We start from the raw sequence: 16,638 nt of genomic DNA on the forward strand, positions 1-16,638 counted from the left end.
GCCGCGCCGACCGCCAGCACCACCCCGGCCGCCAGCCCCATGCCCTGATTCTGGCGCCCGGGGAGCCGACCAGCCGGTAGACGACTACGGGCAGGGTCGGCCCTTGGGGCCGGGCCAGGAACGACGTCGCCCCGAACTCCCCCAGGCTGGTAGCCAGGGCGAAGCCGGCGGCCAGGCCTGCGGGCCGCAGCAGGTGCGGCCCATCAATACTGGCCAGCACCCGGCCCGGGCCGGCGCCGAGCGTGGCCGCAACCTCCCGCTGGCGGGGGTCGATCGCCCGCAGCCCCGGCAGCAGGGTGCGCACCACCAGCGGCACCGCGACCACGGCCTGGGCCAACGGCAGGATCCACCAACTCCTGGTCAATCCGATCGGGGCCAGGGTGATCAGGAAGCCGAATCCGACCGTCACCGCGGACACCCCCAGCGGCAGCATGAACACGGCGTCGAGCAGCGCCACGCCGCGGGCCAGCAGGCGCGAACGCGGGTTGCGGGAGAGCACCAGGCACACGGTCACCCCCACCGCCAGGGCGATCACCGTGGCCGCCGCAGCCACGCGCAACGAGTTGCCGGCGGCTCCCAGACCGAGACGAGCAGGGCGTTGTCGCCACCGGTGGTGGACAGGTCGGCGTAGTTGGCGAGCGTCCAGCGCCCGGCGCGCCGCAGTGAGCGGATCACCAGCACCGCCATGGGGGCGAGCAGCAGCCCGGCGATCGTGGCGGCGGTGAGGGCCAGGACCGGGAGGTCTCCGGCGCGCAACGGCGTCGCGGGCACGTCCGTGCGCAGCGCCAGGTGGGCCTCGCGGGCACGGCGGGCCCGCTCCCCCACCCACAGGGCGGCGGCGATCACCACCAGTTGCACCACCGACAGCACGGCGGCGGCCCGCAGGTCCAGGTAGCGGGCGGTGAGCTGGTAGATCTCGGTCTCGATGGTGGCCGCGCCGGTGCCGCCCAGCACCAGCACCACCCCGTAGGCGGTGGCGCACAGCAGGAAGACGGTGGCGGCGGCCGAGGCGATGGCGGGCAGCAGGCTCGGCAGGGTGACGGTGCGCCACGCCCGCCACGGGGAGGCGCCCAGGGTGCGGGCCGCCTCCACGGCGCGCGGGTCGAGCCGGCACCACATGGTGCCGACGTTGCGCACCACGTACCCGTAGTTGAAGAACACCAGGGCGGCGATCACGGCGGTGCGGGTGCCGTCCAGGTGCAGGCCGCCCAGCGGGCCGCCGGTGGTCACCAGGGCGTGGAAGGCGGTGCCGACGACGACGCTGGGCAGCACGAAGGGCACGGTGACCACGCCGCGCAGCAGGTCGCGGCCGGGGAAGCGGCGCCGGTAGAGCACGAGCGCCCCGGGGACGCCGAGGGCCACGCAGATGGCGGTGGCGGCGGTGGCCTGGATGAGGGTCTGGCCGACCACCCGCCAGGTGCGCGGCCGGGCGAGCACCTCGCCGAAGCCGCCCAGGTCGAGGGCGCCGTCGGGGGCCAGTCCGCGCCCGATAAGCGTCAGCACCGGCCAGGCGAAGAACACAGCGAGGAAGGCCAGCGGGACCATGACGGCGAGCGTCCAGCCGATCCGCTCCCCCGCCGTCGCCCGCGGTCCTCGTGTCCCCGGCGTCCCCCGCCCAGACCGGCACTTATTGCGCGCCGCCGTCACCGGCCGGCCTCCGTTCCCACCGTCACCGGGTTCCCACCGTCACTGGCCGACGGCCTGGGCCCAGGTGGTCAGCCACTCCTGCTGGTGGGCGGCGATGTCGGCCGAGTCGACCACGATCGGGTCCTCCGCGGTGGCGCCGAACTGCACCAGTTCCTCAGACAGGTCGCGTCGGGGTCGACCGGGTACATGTACATGACGTCCGGGATGGCGTCCTGCACCTGGCGCGAAAGCATCCAGGCCACGAAGGCAGCAGCGCCGTCGGGGTTGGCGGCCCCAGCCAGCACGCCCGCGTACTCGACCTGGCGAGTGGCGGTACGCGACATGGCGGCGGTGGTGGTGGCGGTGCCGTCGTCGGTGAGGGTGGCGGCGGGCGAGGAGGAGTAGGAGACGACGATCGGGTAGGCACCATCCCCACCGCCGGCGGTGAAGTCGGTGTAGTAGCGTCCGACCAGCCCTCGTCGATCTTGGTGCCGTTGGCCACCAGGTCCTGCCAGTACTGGGCGAAGCCGTCCTCGCCGAAGTGGCCGATGGTGGCCAGCAGGAAGGCCAGGCCGGTGGAGGAGGTGGTGGGGTTGATGGCGACGAAGAGGTCCTTGTAGGCGGGGTCGGTCAGGTCCTCGAAGGTCGTGGGCACCTCCAGGCCGTGGTCGGCCAGCCAGACGGTGTCGACGTTGACGCACACCTCCCCGAAGTCGATGGGCACGAGCGCAGGGGTGTCGTCGACGATGTAGGGGGCCAGGTAGTCCGCGGAGCCGTCGGGCAGGTTCAAGCGGTGTCGGTGTCGATGACGCCCTCGGCGAGGATGCGGGAGGCCATGGTGTTGTTGATGCCGAAGACGGCGTCGCCCAGCGGGGCGTCCTTGGTGAGGATGAGCTTGTTGGCGACCTCGCCGCCGTCGCCGGAGCGGGCGATCTCCAGGGTGTAGCCGGTGTCGGCCTCGAAGGCGGCGACGAGCTCATCGGGCATGTCGAAGGAGTCGTAGGTGACGACGGTGACGGTGCCGCCCGACGCCGTGGAGTTGGCTCCGGAGCCGCCGCTGCCGGAGCCGCAGGCCGCGAGTGCGAGGCCGACTGCGGTAGCGGCGCCCCCGGCGAGCAGCGCGCGGCGGCTGGGGCGGATGGTCGCGAGCCGGTGGGTGCTGTGTGATGTGGCAACGCGCGTGGCTCCGCCTGGGGCGGCCGTCCTGTTGGTGATCATGATGGTCCTCCTGGAGGGATATTCCGGAGGGCCCGGGCGCAGCCGGTGCGCCCGGGGAGATGCTCGACTTCCTTCGCCGGTGCGAACCGGATCAGGTTCGAGGGTCTGCGGCTGCCCGCACTCTCAGCGCCGTGGTCGCGGGCGGGCCGGGCCCGCCGACGACGGGGCGCTCCCCTGTCGTTGTGGGGCAAGCCTAGCGCGACGGCGACGGTCCCCATGGCGGCGCCGGGCGGCTGTGAAAACGCTGCCTGCTGCCCGAGTAATGCACTGGTCCGGGTGCGTCAGCACCCCGCGCGCCTGGGCCGTGTGACAGGATCGGGGGTGGGGTCGGCGACCGGCTCCGCCGTCGTCGCCGTCAAGTATCCAGTCAACGAGCAAATTTCAGGGAGTCACCACCATGAAGAACAGTCTCAGTTGGACGGTTGCCTCCGCCCTGTCCCTCCTGGTCTCCGGGGCCGTTGCGGAGAAGGCCGTGGCCGTCGGGTGGAAGGCCGTCACCGGTAAGCCGGCCCCCAAGGACGAGGAGCAGGTGCTCAGCTACCGGCTTGGCGAGGTGGTCGCATTCGCGGTGATCTCGGGCGCGGTTATGACCTTGACCCGGCAGCTGACGCTGCGCCAGGCCGCCAAGATCCACGTCCGCCGCAGCGGGGTCGTGCCGGGCGCGGGTGAAGCGACGGCGCTGGAGGCCTAATGCCTGACGCGGGGCGTCGGCGCCGTAAACGCTCTCGGCGTCGGCGCTGTCAGTGATTCCGGCGCAGCGGGGTGACGGTGCTGTCGGCCGGCCCGAAGGCCGTCGTCGAGCCACCGGCGGAAGCGCCGTCCCAGTCGGGGATGAAGGGGCTAGGCAGCGGCCTGAACCAGTTGTCGAAGTGCTCGGGCGCGTCGGCGGGCGGGATCAGGCCCATGGCGATAAGCGCGTGGGCGGGCTGGTCGGGGCCGGACAGGGCGTCCACCCAGCCATCCCAGCGATCCTCGTCGATGTCGGCGCCGCGCGAGTCGGCAATGGCGCCGCCGAGATTGAAGATGTCGTGGAGCACGAGGACGTCGGCCAGGGTGCGCGCCAGCGGTTCGCCGACCGCCGGACCCCCGTCGGTCAGGCGCAGTGCCATATCCCGGGCGGTGCCGCGCAGTTGGAAGACGAACTCGTAGTCGTAGCGGGTCAGCCACAGCTGCGGCAGGGTGGAGCCGATGTGGGTCTCGTCGAGCTGGCCCAGGTGGGTGCCGCGGGGCAGCCGGGCCAGGTTCCCGAGGTCTTCGGCGACGGACATGTCGAATAGGAAGGCACCCAGGGCGAAGCAGCGGGCGGTGTCCTCCCCGAGCGTGCGGGCCAGCCGCTGGGAGTACACCTCGGACAGGACGGTGGGGATGTCATCCCAGTCGGGGACGGGGAGGTCGGCGGCGGCCTCGGCGGCAAGTTCCTCGGGATCGAGGCCTTCGAAGGGGTCGTAGGCCTCGTCCGGTATGTCGTATCCGGGAACACCGAAGGCGGCGCCGAGGCCGCCGGGGCCGCCAGCCATGCCCAGTGGCGCCGCGCCGCTTTGCAGGTATTCGCGAAGACCGTCCAGGGCCGCCACGTAGGTGGGCGGCTCCCATTCGAGGGCCTCCCACGCTCCCATCTGCTTGTCGCCCCGCACCTGGGTGCGGCCCGCTTCGTAGTTGCGCCAGGTCTGCTCGGAGACTCCGGCGCGGGCGGCCATCACCGGCACGCTCAGGCCCAGTTCCTGTCGGCGAGCGCGCATCGCCTGGGCGATGTCGGGATCGTCGGGTTCGTGGTGGTCATCGGTACTGCGGCTCGGGCTCATGTCGACCTCCTCCAGGGTCCGGTGCGGCCATGGCTGATTGGGCGGCAGCGGCGTAAGCAGCGCGTTGGCGGCGCGCAGGCGAAGCTGCCGAGCACCCCGTTAACGGCGCTCCCGAGCGGTCTTGTCATCGGGACTCCTGGGTGGTCGCGTTGAGCGAACTCCTGGGCCGCCGTGATCCGCCCGTGTTCCCGCAGGGTACCGAGAGTGTGCGAATGGTGCCAGCACAAGGGCGCCATGCCGGCTCAGCACGGAATAGCGTCCGCCCGGGCTGCCCGCGAGGTGCGTTGCACACCAGACAACCTCCAACGCAACCCCAGAATCTAGACTTTTCCCTGCAATTACAATGATCCACCCAAAACAGCAGAATCCGCTTCCAAGCCTCCCGTGTGCCACGAGCCCGTCGTCGCACACGGGAGACTCCTCAACCATCTCGCAACAAAGCCCAAAACCGCAGAATCAAGCCAATTCCACCCACGCGCCTGAGCCGCAAGCGTGCAAGCCCCTCCAACGGCACCGCCCCTCCAGCAACCCCGCGGATCCTCAAGCAGTTTCGCACCGGCACCAGCCCCGGCATCAGCCGCGCCGTGAGCGCTGGCAGCGGCCGCAGGAGCCGCGAACGCTACCGCACCCTCCCCTGCTCACTGCGCGACGTTGATCGACTTGCGACTAGCCGACTTCAGTCGCCCGGCGCCGAGCACGAGCAACACTCCCGCCAGCCCGATGATCCCCACACAGTGAGGCTGCCTCGAGCAGACCTGACGCCTCGAGGCGGACGCCGTCCTCTCCTCCCCAGACACCAACTCGCGCTCAACCTCTGACGGGGCCGCTGCCGCAGGCGGCTGCCCACCATCCTCCCACCTCGATGCCGCCCCCGAGTCACAGTCTTCCTCCGGACAATCAGAGCCAAAGTCTCCGCCAACACCACGATCGGCCGCGGGCGATTCCAAAATGCCGTCTCGTGCAGCAATCTTCGCCTCCTGATGCCGCAGCCAAACCAACTCATCACTCCGGAGCAACATCCGACGAGCGCGCATAGTCCTAATAGGATGGAACGCACCATACAACCCACGCATCATTACAAACATCCACACACCAACAAAAACCGCAAAAAGTACAACCGCCGAAAGAAATGATCCGACAGGAAATCTAGGCAAACCGTAAACAAAAACGTACACAGTAGTTATGCTAGGCGCAACAATCCCAGCAAAACAATCTAGCGCCTTTTCTGGTCGCAAACGCGATTCTCTAATCCAGCCGAAAGCCACGGCATACGCAAAATAACACACGCAAGCCGCGTCGAACATGGCAACAACAGATAAAACCCCAATGCCACTCACCGCACTCGGGCGGATTATTACAGCACCCTCTACCGGTAAACACAACGCGAACACGCCCAAAACGACCCACGGAACAACGCGCCTCGACTTCCCCCGCTCCTGTACATGTGAGCGAATATCTCGGCCCTCTATCCGTTTATTCACATGTCGATAAAGCCGCTCATATTCACGTCCGATGACACCTAAACGCAGCTCCACCTCTTCCGCCCCATAGTCAGCAATATGCCAATAAAGCCAGACTGGTAGCGCAACAGACCCTACCGCAATCCCCCACAAAGATAACGTCGACACGAGAACAAGCGGAAATTGCGTCATCAATAACGACAGATCAGGCGACCATACTAGACAAACATACAATATCGATAGCCACAGGACGTACATTATAGCCCAAAACGCCAGCGATTTTTCTCTGGAGCCGAGAATAACGGACGCTACAATTTCGCGCCCTCCCACCCTGCGAACCATGACGCGACTTTGAAAACCGGCTATTGCTACAATTCCTGCTTGGATCGCGAAGAACGCTCCCGCAAACGTCACTCCCGTAGCTATCGACCCATCACTCCCAAATGGACAGAGATTAAGCCCATCAACCCCTCCCACACCACCTTCTGTCAGACATCTCCTTCCCGCCTCCCTCAAGTCGGCCAGTTCGTGCAACAAACTCAACCCAGGCACATCGCGATAATCCCTAAAAGCCGCCACAACATAGGGAACTCCAAATGCAAGTATTCCCAGACCTACTATCGCAGTTTGATTGCCGCCATGCTCCCAGATCAGACCGCGCTCGTAGCGATTGTCACGTTTGTTCCGGCGCCGCTTCTTCAGACTTGGGTCCGATCCAAGATCAGTAGGGACTTTGGATTTCCTCTTGCCAGTATCCGTTGCCCGCTCCGAGCTGTTCTCAGGGTTCTTAGCGTTCATGCCCGCCCGCAGCCTAATCTCCAGACCGCTCTCCTTCTTGTCGCCCCCGTCTCCTACAGGCGTCGCGATATGCGGCTGCGCCTCGTCGCCGCGCACGTCTTCGCGTTCGCTCATGATTACCTCGGTTCTCCGCCGGCCGGTCAGGGTCTTGGGCGGGGGCCGGCAGCTCCCACCCACGATCACACTGCCATATGGGTCCGACATGAACTACCAGACCATAGGGCGCTGGCCAAGAAGAAGGACGCGCCTGGCTTAGCGACTCGAGGCGGTCGCACGTGGAATTCTCATCCCGCTGCATCGCTCGCCACCCGCCCCCGCGCTCAGCCGCCAGCCACCTGCTCGTAGACGTGCGGCTCAAGGGCGCGCATCTGGTCCTCGATGGCGCGGGCGAGCAGGGGCTCATCCAGGCGCAGGCCGAGTTCGACGTTCTGTTCCTCCGCACTACGGGACACATTCATACTCGTGACCACCACGATTTGGCGGTCCACCACCACGAACTTGGCATGGTTCCGCGGCCGCTTCCCGTCCTCACCGGCCCACGTACGCATAACGACGGCACCCTTGAGCTCCCGCGCTACCTGCGCAGTGGCGGGCCGCCACGGCTTGGGCTTGGCGTCGGCGACGTCGGTGTCCAAGTACGGCCGCACATTCACCTCTGGCCGCACCGCCACCTCCTTCAGCGCCGCCCACAACGCCGAGGAGCGCGCAATGTTGTAGGTGGAACAGGTCACCGACCCGTGCGCTCGCGTCACTTGCTAGTGGATCAGCCCGGTAAGGTGCCCGCTCACCCCCAGCGCCCCGGGCCCGCCGGGAACTGTCCACACCGGGGTGACAGAGGTCGGGTGAGCCAGCGCACGGCATCGACGAAGACACCCAGGGGATGTCCGGATCGTCGAAGGCGTCGGCGGGACTGCGCAGCAGGCCCTGCACGCGCACGTCGGTGACGGCCAAGTTGGCACCGCGTACCTGCACAACCTGACCAGGTTCGGGCAGGGCTGGAGCAGCATCAGTGTCGGAATCCAGGCTGGAGCTTGCGGTCGCGCCTGTGGACTGGGGTTAAGTCTGCGTAGTCATCAGTGCCTGTTCATGCCGAGGCGTCAAGACATGAACGGGGCCACTGTAGCCGCGGCCACCACCACCTGCATGCATACGGGCACCACCCAGCTGGGCCGAGCCCGTTCCGCGATCCGCCACGGCTGTACCCAGGCGGGACTTGTCTCACCCGCCAGACCTTCGTCTTGTCCCTTCGGCCTTTACACGCCTGCCTCTTGGGCTTGGTTCCACCCTCCCAGCACTCCCGGGTGAGACTCTCAACACTCTCAAGAAGTTTGCGTCAACGAGATATCTCGTCTGAACGGCAACTACTTGCAAATCTGGAAAGTACTTGCTACTGTCGCCATATGAGCACCAGATCGAATCTCACACCCGACCGCACCGCGAGCGTCGGCTCGCGTATACCGGGCATCCCCGGCAGCGCGGGTGCCGCCCACGTCCCGTTGACACCGCCCCCTCGCCCATCCCGCACCGCCCGCCACGATCCCGCGGTGTTGGCCGGCTTAGCCATTGCCACCCTCGCGCTGCTGGCCACCATCACCACAGGCCTCGTCCACGGCTCCGCGGACATGATCAGCGCCGGCGTCATAGGACTCCACGTCACGATCTCCTGGGCGTTGACCCCCTGGGTCACCGCCCGCACAACCACGCCCACTCACACCGCAAAGGAGACCTCCTGTGCCTGACCACGACCTCCACCCCGCCAACCCTCAGCAGACAGGCCTGGAGTCCTCGGACTCTCACCCCTCAGGCCCCCACCTCTCAGAATTCCAGACCCTGAGCCCACAGCAGGCGCGAGACCTGCTGCGCCAGGCCGATCACCTGGGCGCCGCCACCGCCTCAGGGGCAGGGATCCCCTACGCGTTCTTCCTCCTCGGCCTTGGCTCGCTCTGCTCCATGCTGACCATCGCCATCTACCTGGTCAACCTCACCGAGGAGAGGCTGATTCTGCTCCCCCTGAGCGTCTTCCTGATCTGGTTCGCCGCGCTCATCGCCGCCATGATCATGACCGTCCGCGTCAGCAGCCTCGGTTTCACCCGCCGCTGGCGCGTCTCCATATTCTCCTGGGTCGCCGTCTGGGGAGTGGCGGTCTTCGGCAGCACCCTCATTTGGAGCGGTGAACTATGGTTCACCGTCCTCGCGGTCCTGGCACTAATCACCGTGACCGTGTGGGGCGCACTGCGGGAGGTCCGATGACCGGCCCGGCCACAGACCCGACAGCCCCCGCTTCCGGGGACACACCCCAGCACCCGCGCCACCAGCTCGTTGACGCGCTCATGCACCCCGTGCGCTTCTCCCTGGTAGCCGCCCTGGCCAATGTGGAGCAGGTCGACTTCCCCACGCTGCGTGACACCCTCCAAGTCAGCGACTCGGTACTCAGCCGTCAGGCCTCCCAACTGGAGGAGCTGGGGATCATCGCCATCCGCAAGGGCTACGTGGGCAAGCGGCCCCGCACCTGGATGTCCCTGACCCAGGAGGGCCGCTCACGCTGGCAGGCCCACCTGGCGGCGCTCCAGGCGATCGCCGGGACATAACCCGCGCCCCACTACCTGCTCACCCTCAACGCCGCGATCACCAACCGGGGCGTGGACACCGGCGACATCGCTACATCTGGCGCGCCGGCGGCCTCATGGTCGCCATTAGCCTCACTCAGGGTGTCTTCTCGGTGCAGGACACCTGGCCTGCCGCACACTTAAGGCGACCGCACGAATCCCCAAAAACCGGACTTTTCCCGCAATTCCAACGATCCGCCCAAGACAGCAGAATCCGGTCCCGAGCCTCCCGTGTGCAACCGACCCTTCGTTGCACACGGGAGACTCCTCAACCATCTCGCAACAAAGCCCAAAACCGCGGAATCAAGCCAACTCCACCCACGCGCCCGAGCCGCAGGTGTGCAAGCCCCTCCCTCCACCCGGCGCTGGCTGTAGACCCCTGCACCCCGCCGCTTTCACCATGCGGACTCCCCTGAAGCTGTCACAGAATGCACCACTTTTGGATGGCTTCACCGCCAGGATCACGCTGAAACTGCAGGATTCCGCGAACATGGTTGACGCAGGCTGCGGTCGCGGGCTTGAAAGTGGTGCATCCAATGACACCGGACGCCACGCCGCCAGCCGCCGGAAACTGTCAACCAGCCACGAACGCCCACAGCTCCACCCCAGCCCCCACACCCGCGCCCCGGCACGCCTTTTCACCCGCATCCCAGCCGCGCCTTGGTGACGCCTGCGCACCCGCACCCGCGCACTTGCGTAGGCTGACGCCATGAATTGGTTGGTGATTGTCCGCGTCGTGTGCGCCGTCATCGTCGGGGTTACGACGGTGGTCGGCGTGTTCGTCTTCGGCCGCGCCTGCGTGACCATCGCCAACCGCATGGGCGTGGGCCGCCCCGTCCCCCGCGAGCGCCTGCGCCCGGTGGGCCGCCGCCTGGTGCGCATGCTCGGGGAGGTCCTCGGCCACACCGCCTTCAAGGGCCGCCCCTGGATCCGGGCGGCGCACTGGCTGGTGATGGTCAGCTTCCCGCTGCTGTTCCTGACCCTGGTCACCGGTTACGGCCAGGTGCTGGCGGGGCCGCACTGGGAACTGCCGTGGCTGGGCCATCAGCCTGGTGGGCGTGGGTGGTTGAGTCCATCGCCTGGCTGAGCCTGGCGGGCATCATCCACCTGATCGCGGTGCGCCGCATCCTGACCCGCCGCCGTGCCGCCGCGCCCCCCTTCGACGCCGACTCCGCCGGCGGCACCCGCACCCGCACCTCCCGCTTTGCCGGCTCCAGCCAGGGGCAGGCGCACTTCGTGGAAGCGGTCGTTGCCGGCGTGGTGGTCTGCGTGCTGGTGCTGCGAATGCTGGAGCACGCCCAACTGAGCCTCTCCCCCGACCCGGCCGACGCCGCCCTGGCCCACTGGACGCACTTCCCACTGACCGCCTGGACCGGCCCACTGCTGGCACCGCTCAGCGTCGACGCCCTGGCCGCCGCGATCACGGTGGTGGCGACCATCAAGGTCGTCATCTCCATGAGCTGGTTCGTGGTGGTGGGGCTGCAGCCGTCGATGGGCGTGGCCTGGCACCGCTTCCTGGCCTTCGTGAACCTGTACGCGCGCCGCAACACCGACGGCACCAAGGCGCTCGGCCCCGCCAAGCCGCTGAAGCTGCCCGACGGCCAGCCCCTCACCGCCGACACCCTGGACGACCTTGACGCCGCCATGGAGGCAGCCGAAGAGGAGGGCACCGAGGTCAAGCTCGGCGTGGAGCGCATCGAGGACTTCACCTGGAAGGGCCTGCTGGACTTCTCCACCTGCACCGAGTGCGGCCGCTGCCAGGACCTGTGCCCGGCGTGGAACACCGGCAAGCCCCTGTCCCCCAAGCTGTTCACGCTGGCCCTGCGCGACCACCACGCCGCCGCCGCCCCCTACCTGCGGGCGGCGAGCGCGCTCGGCGTCGAACCCGACGCCGTCACCGAGGAGATGCTCGCGCAGCGCCACAGCGCCCGGAGCCCGCTCGGGCGGCTGACGGGCATGACCGACGGCCTGGAGAACGACGACGATCTGGGCCTGGCCCCGGGCAGCGCCCACACCGGTGACGTGCTTGGTGCGCTGCTGGCCGCCAAGGCGCCCCCACCGAGTCGGGCGTGGCTACGCGCCCGGCGCCGCTGGCCGGCGAGGTGATCCCCGCCGACGTGCTGTGGTCGTGCACCACCTGCGGGGCGTGCGTGGACCAGTGCCCGGTGGACATTGAGCACGTCGACCACGTGATCGACGTGCGCCGCCAACAGGTGCTCATGGCCTCGGCCTTCCCCAAGGAGCTGGGCAGATGTTCCGCAAGCTGGAGTCCAAGGGGAATCCCTGGGGCCTGGCGGCGCGCAAGCGCATGGACTGGGCCAAGGGTCTGGACTTCGACGTGCCCGTGGTAGGGGTGGACGTGGAGGACGCCTCCGAGGTCGACTACCTGTTCTGGGTGGGTTGCGCGGGCGCCTACGAGGACCGGGCGAAGAAGACGACGCGGGCGGTGGCCGAGCTGCTGCACACCGCGGGGGTGTCCTTCGCGGTCCTGGGCGACGCCGAGGCCTGCACCGGCGACCCGGCCCGCCGCGCCGGCAACGAGATCCTGTTCCAGACGCTGGCGGCGCAGAACGTCGAGACGCTCAACGAGGCCGGGGCCCAGAAGATCGTGGTGACCTGCGCCCACTGCTTCAACACGCTGGCCCGCGAGTACCCGCAGGTGGGCGGGCACTACGAGGTGCTGCACTACACGCAGCTGCTCAGCCGACTGGTGCGCGCGGGGCGGTTGCGTCCCGTTCCCCCGCAGGCGGAGCCGACGGCGCAGCCGGCCACAGGGGCCGAGGCCAGCGGCGCCCCAACCGTCACCTACCACGACGCCTGCTACCTGGCCGCCACAACCGCATCTACTCCCCGCCGCGCGAGCTACTGGAGGCGACCGGCGCCACCACCGTGGAGATGCCGCGCAGCCACGAGCGCGGCTTCTGCTGCGGCGGCGGCGGGGCGCGGGCCTTCATGGAGGAGTCGATCGGCACGCGCATCGCGGTGGAGCGCTCGCGGGAAGCGATCGGCACCGGCGCCCAGGTGATCGCCACGGCCTGCCCGTTCTGCACCACCATGCTCTCCGACGGCGTCGCCTCCGAGGGCGCAGACGTGCGCGTCACGGACGTGGCCACCCTCATGCTGGAGTCCGTCCACCGCGGCCAGCAGCCGACCCCCGTGTGAGGTCCGCGGCGGCCAGCAGCCGACGCCGGTCGGGCCACCGGCCGCCGCTACGCCCTCCCGACGGCGTCGGCCAGCTCGACATCGTCCCCGCCGGCCCGAACACGACCACCACATCGCCGCCCCGGGCCCGAACCGCCGCCCCCACAAACGCGAAGAGCGCGTTTGCAACGCCGGTTCACCGTCTACTACGCCACTTAGCGGTCTGCTGAAGGCCTCCGAGGTATTCAACAGACCGCTAACCGGCGTTCCAAACACCGAAGTGGCGTAGCAGACGACCCGCCAGACCCGCCTACGGGCACCTCTAGAAGCCCGTCTGGACGCTCACCCCGGCCAGAGCGTCACGAATATCTCCGGGGCGCACGTCTCCCTGCCGCAGGATCGTTGCCCGACCGTCATGAACTTTCACGATTGTCGACGACGCCGTGGTGCCCTGATGCCCGCCCTCGAGGATCAGGTCCACCTCGTCGCCGATCTGCTCGCTCGCGAGTTTCAGGTCTACCAGGACGCCGTCGGCCCGACCGGACAGGTTCGCGGACGTCATCGCCACCGGCCGTCCGATAAAGCTCAGTAATCGTTGCAGGGTCGGGTTCGACACCACCCCCAGCGCCACCGTGCTGCCCCCACACACCAAGAAGTCGGGTACCTCGTCGCTCCGCGGCAGGACCAGGTTGAGGGGACCGGGCCAGAACGCCGCCGCCAGTGCCTGAACTGCGGGCCGGTCCGCTGCGGGTACCCGCGTGTAGCGCTCCCAGTCCACAGGGTGCCGCAGGAACAGAGTCAGCGGAGAGGTCGCCGGGCGGCGCTTGATGGCAAATGCCCGCTCGATGGCCGCCTCATTCCACGCATCTAGCGTCAGCGCTAGGTTCGTGTCCGAGGGTGCCACGATCACGCCCCCGGCCAGCACGATCTGCGCCGCACGCCTAATGTTCTGCTCCGTAGCGGCGACCACCTTCGGATGGTGGAGGCCGGCACTCGTATCAATCATCGGTCATCGCCTCCAAAACCAGGATCAGGGAGTCGCATCGGGCAATTGTCCCCCGCCCTGCAACGTTTACTACGCCGGTTTACCGTTTACTACGCCACTTAGCGGTCTGCTGAAGGCCTCCGAGGTATTCAGCAGACCGCTAACCGGCGTTCCAAACGCCGAAGTGGCGTAGTAGACAGCGCCGCGGCGTCGGCGTGGCCCACCGCTTGCTGGAGTGCCGCCTGCCCCGCACACGTATGTCGGCTGACCGTGCCCGCGGTCTCCATCCGCCGAAACGGCCCGCCGGCGCCACCGCACCGCCTACAGGCCCGCCAGTTCCTTGGCGGTGCTCAGGACGGCGTCGAGCATGTCGGCGGTGAGCCGCCCGGTGAAGGTGTTGCGCTGACTGGGGTGGTAGCTGCCGAGCAGCACCACCGTCTGCCCGTCGGGCCGGGTCAGTTCGGCCCGGACGCCGTGGCCGAACCGCGGTTTGGGGCGCGGCACCGCCCAGCCGGACTCCCGCACCACCCGCAGCGCCGTATCCCAGGCGATGCCGCCCAGGGCAAGCACCACGCGCACCTGGCCCAACAGTTCCAACTCACGGGTGATCCACGGCAGGCAGGTGGCCTTCTCGACCGTGGTCGGCTTGTTGGCGGGCGGGGCACAACGCACAGCAGACCCCAGACGCAGGCCCATCAGCCTCTGCCCATCGCCGGCTGCCCGGGAGGTCGGCGAGGATGCCAGACCGGCGCGGTAGAAGGCAGACCAGAGCCAGTCGGAGCCGTCGCCGGTGAACATGCGGCCGGTGCGGTTGGCGCCATTGGCGGCGGGCGCCAGACCGACCACGAATATGCGTGCGTCCACGGGTCCGAGGCTCGGTGCGGGCCGACCCCAGTAGGGCTCATGGGCGAAGGCAGCCCGTCTCCCGGTGGTGGCGACCTCCTCCCGCCAGGCCACCAGCCGCGGGCAGGCCCGGCACACGCTAATACGCGCGTTGAGCGTGGCGGGGTCGGCCTCGGCGGCCAGGCGCCGCACCTCCTCGGCGTCGCGGGCCACGGGGGTGTCGGCGTCGGCAGGGTCCTCGGGCCAGCCGGTTCCCGGCGGGACGGGCGAGTCGAAGAGAACTCCGGTCAGCGGATGCGGGTCGGGCACGGCTCAGCTCCGGTAGGGGTCGATGTGCAGACGCATGCCGCGCGGGTCACGCACCAGCCCGGCCGTCTCCAGCAGCCGACCGACCACCGGGTCGAGCGTGGAGACGCCATTGAGCGTCTCCACCACGCGTTTGCCGGGGCGGGCCCCTTCGCGCAACGCCTCCCGCGTCTCCGCGGCGACGACGGCGGCCAGTGCCCGCTCGAGCTCCGCCCCCTCGGTGGTGTAGCAGGTGAGGGTGCGCAGCCGCTCGGCCGCGTGCAGCACCGGCCGCCCGCCGCTCAAGACCACGCGCGCCCCCTGCCGTGCGGCCGGGCGCGGCGGCTCCGCGGCATCTGCGGCTCGCGCAGCCAGCTCCGCCGGCAGCGCCGGCTCGGGCCAGGGGACGACGCCGCCCGCAAGGCAGACGGGGTCCTTCAGGTCCAGCACCACCGGCGGGACGCCGTCGGCGGTGTCGACGTCCCGTCCCGCCAGGGCGCGCAACCGGTCGACGCTTTCCCGGGCCGCGAACTGGCTCGGCCCGAGCCCTTCCACGAAGGCACCGCGCAGCACGACGCCGGTGTCCTCCATGCGGCGCAGCACCGGCAGCAGCGGAGTAATGCCGCCCGGGATACCCGCGGCGAGCGCCACGTCCCTACTGACGACGCCGTAGCGGTCGAGCAGGGATTCGACGTCGGCCACAGCCTGCTCCTCGGCCGTGGCCTGCGGCGGGGTGAGTCTGCGCCAGGAGGCCGTCGCGAGCGCGGCGGGTGTCGGGTTATGGCCCGCTGCCGCGGTGCTGCCGTTGGTGGGGACGCCCCCACCGGTCGCGGCCGATGGCCGTAGGGAGTCTGAGCTCGGCAGCGGCTGCGCTGCGGGCGGCATCGAGCGCGGCGATCCCGCAGACCCGGCCGGGCGGGCGCGGTCGGTGTAGTAGCCACTGCGGTAACCGCCGTAGCGGCGAGTACGGCGGCTGTGCACCCGCCGAGTCGGGGCAGCGGTCGGTCGGGGCTGCAGGGCCGTGCGCACGGGTGCGAAGGAGTCGGCCGTCAGCTGCCCGGCGCGAACCAGCGCCCAGTGCTCCTCCACGTCGTACTCGCCTGCGCCGACGACGGCTCCGGCGACGGGCGCCAACGGCGAGTCGGAGGGGAAGAAGGCGATCTCGCCCAGTAGCGCGCCGCTGCGGCTCGAGTCAGTAGACCTTGGCCCAGCAGCCGCGACCGACGGCGCCGGGACGCCCACACTGGCGGCCGTATCCGCACCGGCTGCGCCCCGCGCCCGGCAGACCCAAACCACCTCCCCCGAGGCGATGAGCTCGTCCAGCATGGCGGGTCGGTAGTCGGCGACACGCGCCGGGAAGACCACCGCCTCCCACAGCCCGGCGGGCAGCCAGACACCCTCGAGCGAGGCAATGGCCTCCGCGAGCGCCTCCACGCCGCCCGTCCCGGCCTCTGCATCCGCCATGCCGGCGCGCTCCAGCACGAGTTGCTGCAGGGCGGCGGCAGGCACTGGTTTGACGGCGGCGCGCGCTTGGCCAGGGAGCGGTTGCGCACCCGGGTGAACACCTCGGGAACCATCCAGCGTGCCTGCTCGCCGCCACCCAGGCGCACGAGCGCACCCGCGTCGGCCAGCGCCTTCAGTGCGCTGGCGGCCAAGGACACCCCCAGCCCGAAAGCCTCCGCCACCGCCTCGGCCGTCACCGCGGCGCGAGTGCGGGCATGGCGCAGGACCAGGTCGTCCAGCGGGGGGCGCTCTGCCTGCGCCGCACCGGCGCCGGGGCGCAGCGCCCAGTCGGGCACCGCGGCCCCGAGGGCACCATGCAGCACCGTGGCATCCTCACGCGCGCCAGCACTCGCGCCGCCCGCACGCGCACG

At 69.2% G+C, this 16,638-nt stretch carries 13 protein-coding genes and 2 pseudogenes; 5 read left to right on the plus strand and 10 right to left on the minus strand.

All coding sequences use genetic code 11. From position 1 onward, the window contains the following. From BW737_RS17385 to BW737_RS17395, 4 genes and pseudogenes are all read right to left on the minus strand, one after another. Nucleotides 1-553: pseudogene (locus BW737_RS17385) on the minus strand (iron ABC transporter permease); the annotation flags it as partial. After that, nucleotides 532-1,545, minus strand: coding sequence for an ABC transporter permease (locus BW737_RS02145; protein ID WP_257210371.1), 1,014 nt, complete (start codon nt 1,543-1,545; stop codon nt 532-534). The pseudogene BW737_RS17385 and the gene BW737_RS02145, both read right to left, overlap by 22 nt. A 256-nt stretch (nt 1,546-1,801) precedes the next feature. Beyond that, complete coding sequence (locus BW737_RS17390) at nt 1,802-2,416, minus strand: ABC transporter substrate-binding protein (protein WP_257210372.1); 615 nt, start codon at nt 2,414-2,416, stop codon at nt 1,802-1,804. Then, the gene (locus BW737_RS17395) at nt 2,413-2,844 is read right to left on the minus strand and encodes a type 2 periplasmic-binding domain-containing protein (RefSeq protein ID WP_257210373.1); all 432 of its coding nucleotides are present in this window, start codon (nt 2,842-2,844) and stop codon (nt 2,413-2,415) included. The genes BW737_RS17390 and BW737_RS17395 overlap by 4 nt, the downstream gene beginning before the upstream one ends. Before the next feature lie 397 nt (nt 2,845-3,241). Between BW737_RS17395 and BW737_RS02155 the strand changes: the two genes are divergently transcribed. After that, nucleotides 3,242-3,535, plus strand: a complete 294-nt coding sequence (locus tag BW737_RS02155; protein WP_086615902.1) for a DUF4235 domain-containing protein — start codon at nt 3,242-3,244, stop codon at nt 3,533-3,535. A gap of 49 nt (nt 3,536-3,584) precedes the next feature. Here BW737_RS02155 and BW737_RS02160 read toward each other — a convergent pair whose 3' ends face one another. The 3 genes from BW737_RS02160 to BW737_RS02170 form a co-directional block, all read right to left on the minus strand. Beyond that, nucleotides 3,585-4,646, minus strand: coding sequence for a helix-turn-helix domain-containing protein (locus BW737_RS02160; protein ID WP_086615903.1), 1,062 nt, complete (start codon nt 4,644-4,646; stop codon nt 3,585-3,587). Between the two features lie 638 nt (nt 4,647-5,284). Beyond that, nucleotides 5,285-7,018 (minus strand): hypothetical protein, encoded by a 1,734-nt coding sequence (locus tag BW737_RS15500; RefSeq protein ID WP_143233230.1) that lies wholly within the window; start codon nt 7,016-7,018, stop codon nt 5,285-5,287. 206 nt (nt 7,019-7,224) lie between these two features. Next, complete coding sequence (locus tag BW737_RS02170) at nt 7,225-7,656, minus strand: phospholipase D-like domain-containing protein (protein ID WP_086615905.1); 432 nt, start codon at nt 7,654-7,656, stop codon at nt 7,225-7,227. 648 nt (nt 7,657-8,304) lie between these two features. On the opposite strand from BW737_RS02170, the gene BW737_RS15505 reads away from it, so the two are divergent. The 4 genes and pseudogenes from BW737_RS15505 to BW737_RS02190 all read left to right on the plus strand — a co-directional run bounded on the left by BW737_RS15505 (nt 8,305) and on the right by BW737_RS02190 (nt 12,672). Then, entirely contained in the window at nt 8,305-8,643 is a 339-nt protein-coding gene (locus BW737_RS15505; protein WP_143233231.1) for a hypothetical protein, read from the plus strand. Next, nucleotides 8,636-9,154: a hypothetical protein gene (locus BW737_RS02180; RefSeq protein ID WP_086615907.1), complete on the plus strand. Its 519-nt coding sequence runs from the start codon at nt 8,636-8,638 to the stop codon at nt 9,152-9,154. Before BW737_RS15505 ends, BW737_RS02180 begins: the two co-directional genes overlap by 8 nt. Beyond that, the gene (locus BW737_RS02185) at nt 9,151-9,492 is read left to right on the plus strand and encodes a winged helix-turn-helix domain-containing protein (RefSeq protein WP_086615908.1); all 342 of its coding nucleotides are present in this window, start codon (nt 9,151-9,153) and stop codon (nt 9,490-9,492) included. Before BW737_RS02180 ends, BW737_RS02185 begins: the two co-directional genes overlap by 4 nt. Nucleotides 9,493-10,219: 727 nt before the next feature. After that, nucleotides 10,220-12,672 (plus strand): annotated as a pseudogene (locus BW737_RS02190) ((Fe-S)-binding protein). A 301-nt stretch (nt 12,673-12,973) separates the two neighbouring features. On the opposite strand, the gene BW737_RS02195 reads toward BW737_RS02190, so the two are convergent. The 3 genes from BW737_RS02195 to BW737_RS02205 form a co-directional block, all read right to left on the minus strand. Beyond that, on the minus strand, nt 12,974-13,657 hold the full coding sequence (locus tag BW737_RS02195; RefSeq protein ID WP_086615909.1) for an L-threonylcarbamoyladenylate synthase: 684 nt from the start codon (nt 13,655-13,657) through the stop codon (nt 12,974-12,976). 300 nt (nt 13,658-13,957) lie between these two features. Continuing rightward, nucleotides 13,958-14,788, minus strand: coding sequence for a uracil-DNA glycosylase (locus tag BW737_RS02200; protein ID WP_086615910.1), 831 nt, complete (start codon nt 14,786-14,788; stop codon nt 13,958-13,960). A 3-nt stretch (nt 14,789-14,791) separates the two neighbouring features. Beyond that, nucleotides 14,792-16,273 carry an Lhr family helicase gene (locus BW737_RS02205; RefSeq protein WP_086615911.1) on the minus strand — a complete coding sequence of 494 codons (1,482 nt, stop codon included), beginning with the start codon at nt 16,271-16,273 and terminating at the stop codon, nt 14,792-14,794. Nucleotides 16,274-16,638: the final 365 nt, after the last annotated feature.

The organism is Actinomyces ruminis (assembly GCF_002154335.2).
GTDB lineage: Bacteria > Actinomycetota > Actinomycetes > Actinomycetales > Actinomycetaceae > Actinomyces > Actinomyces ruminis.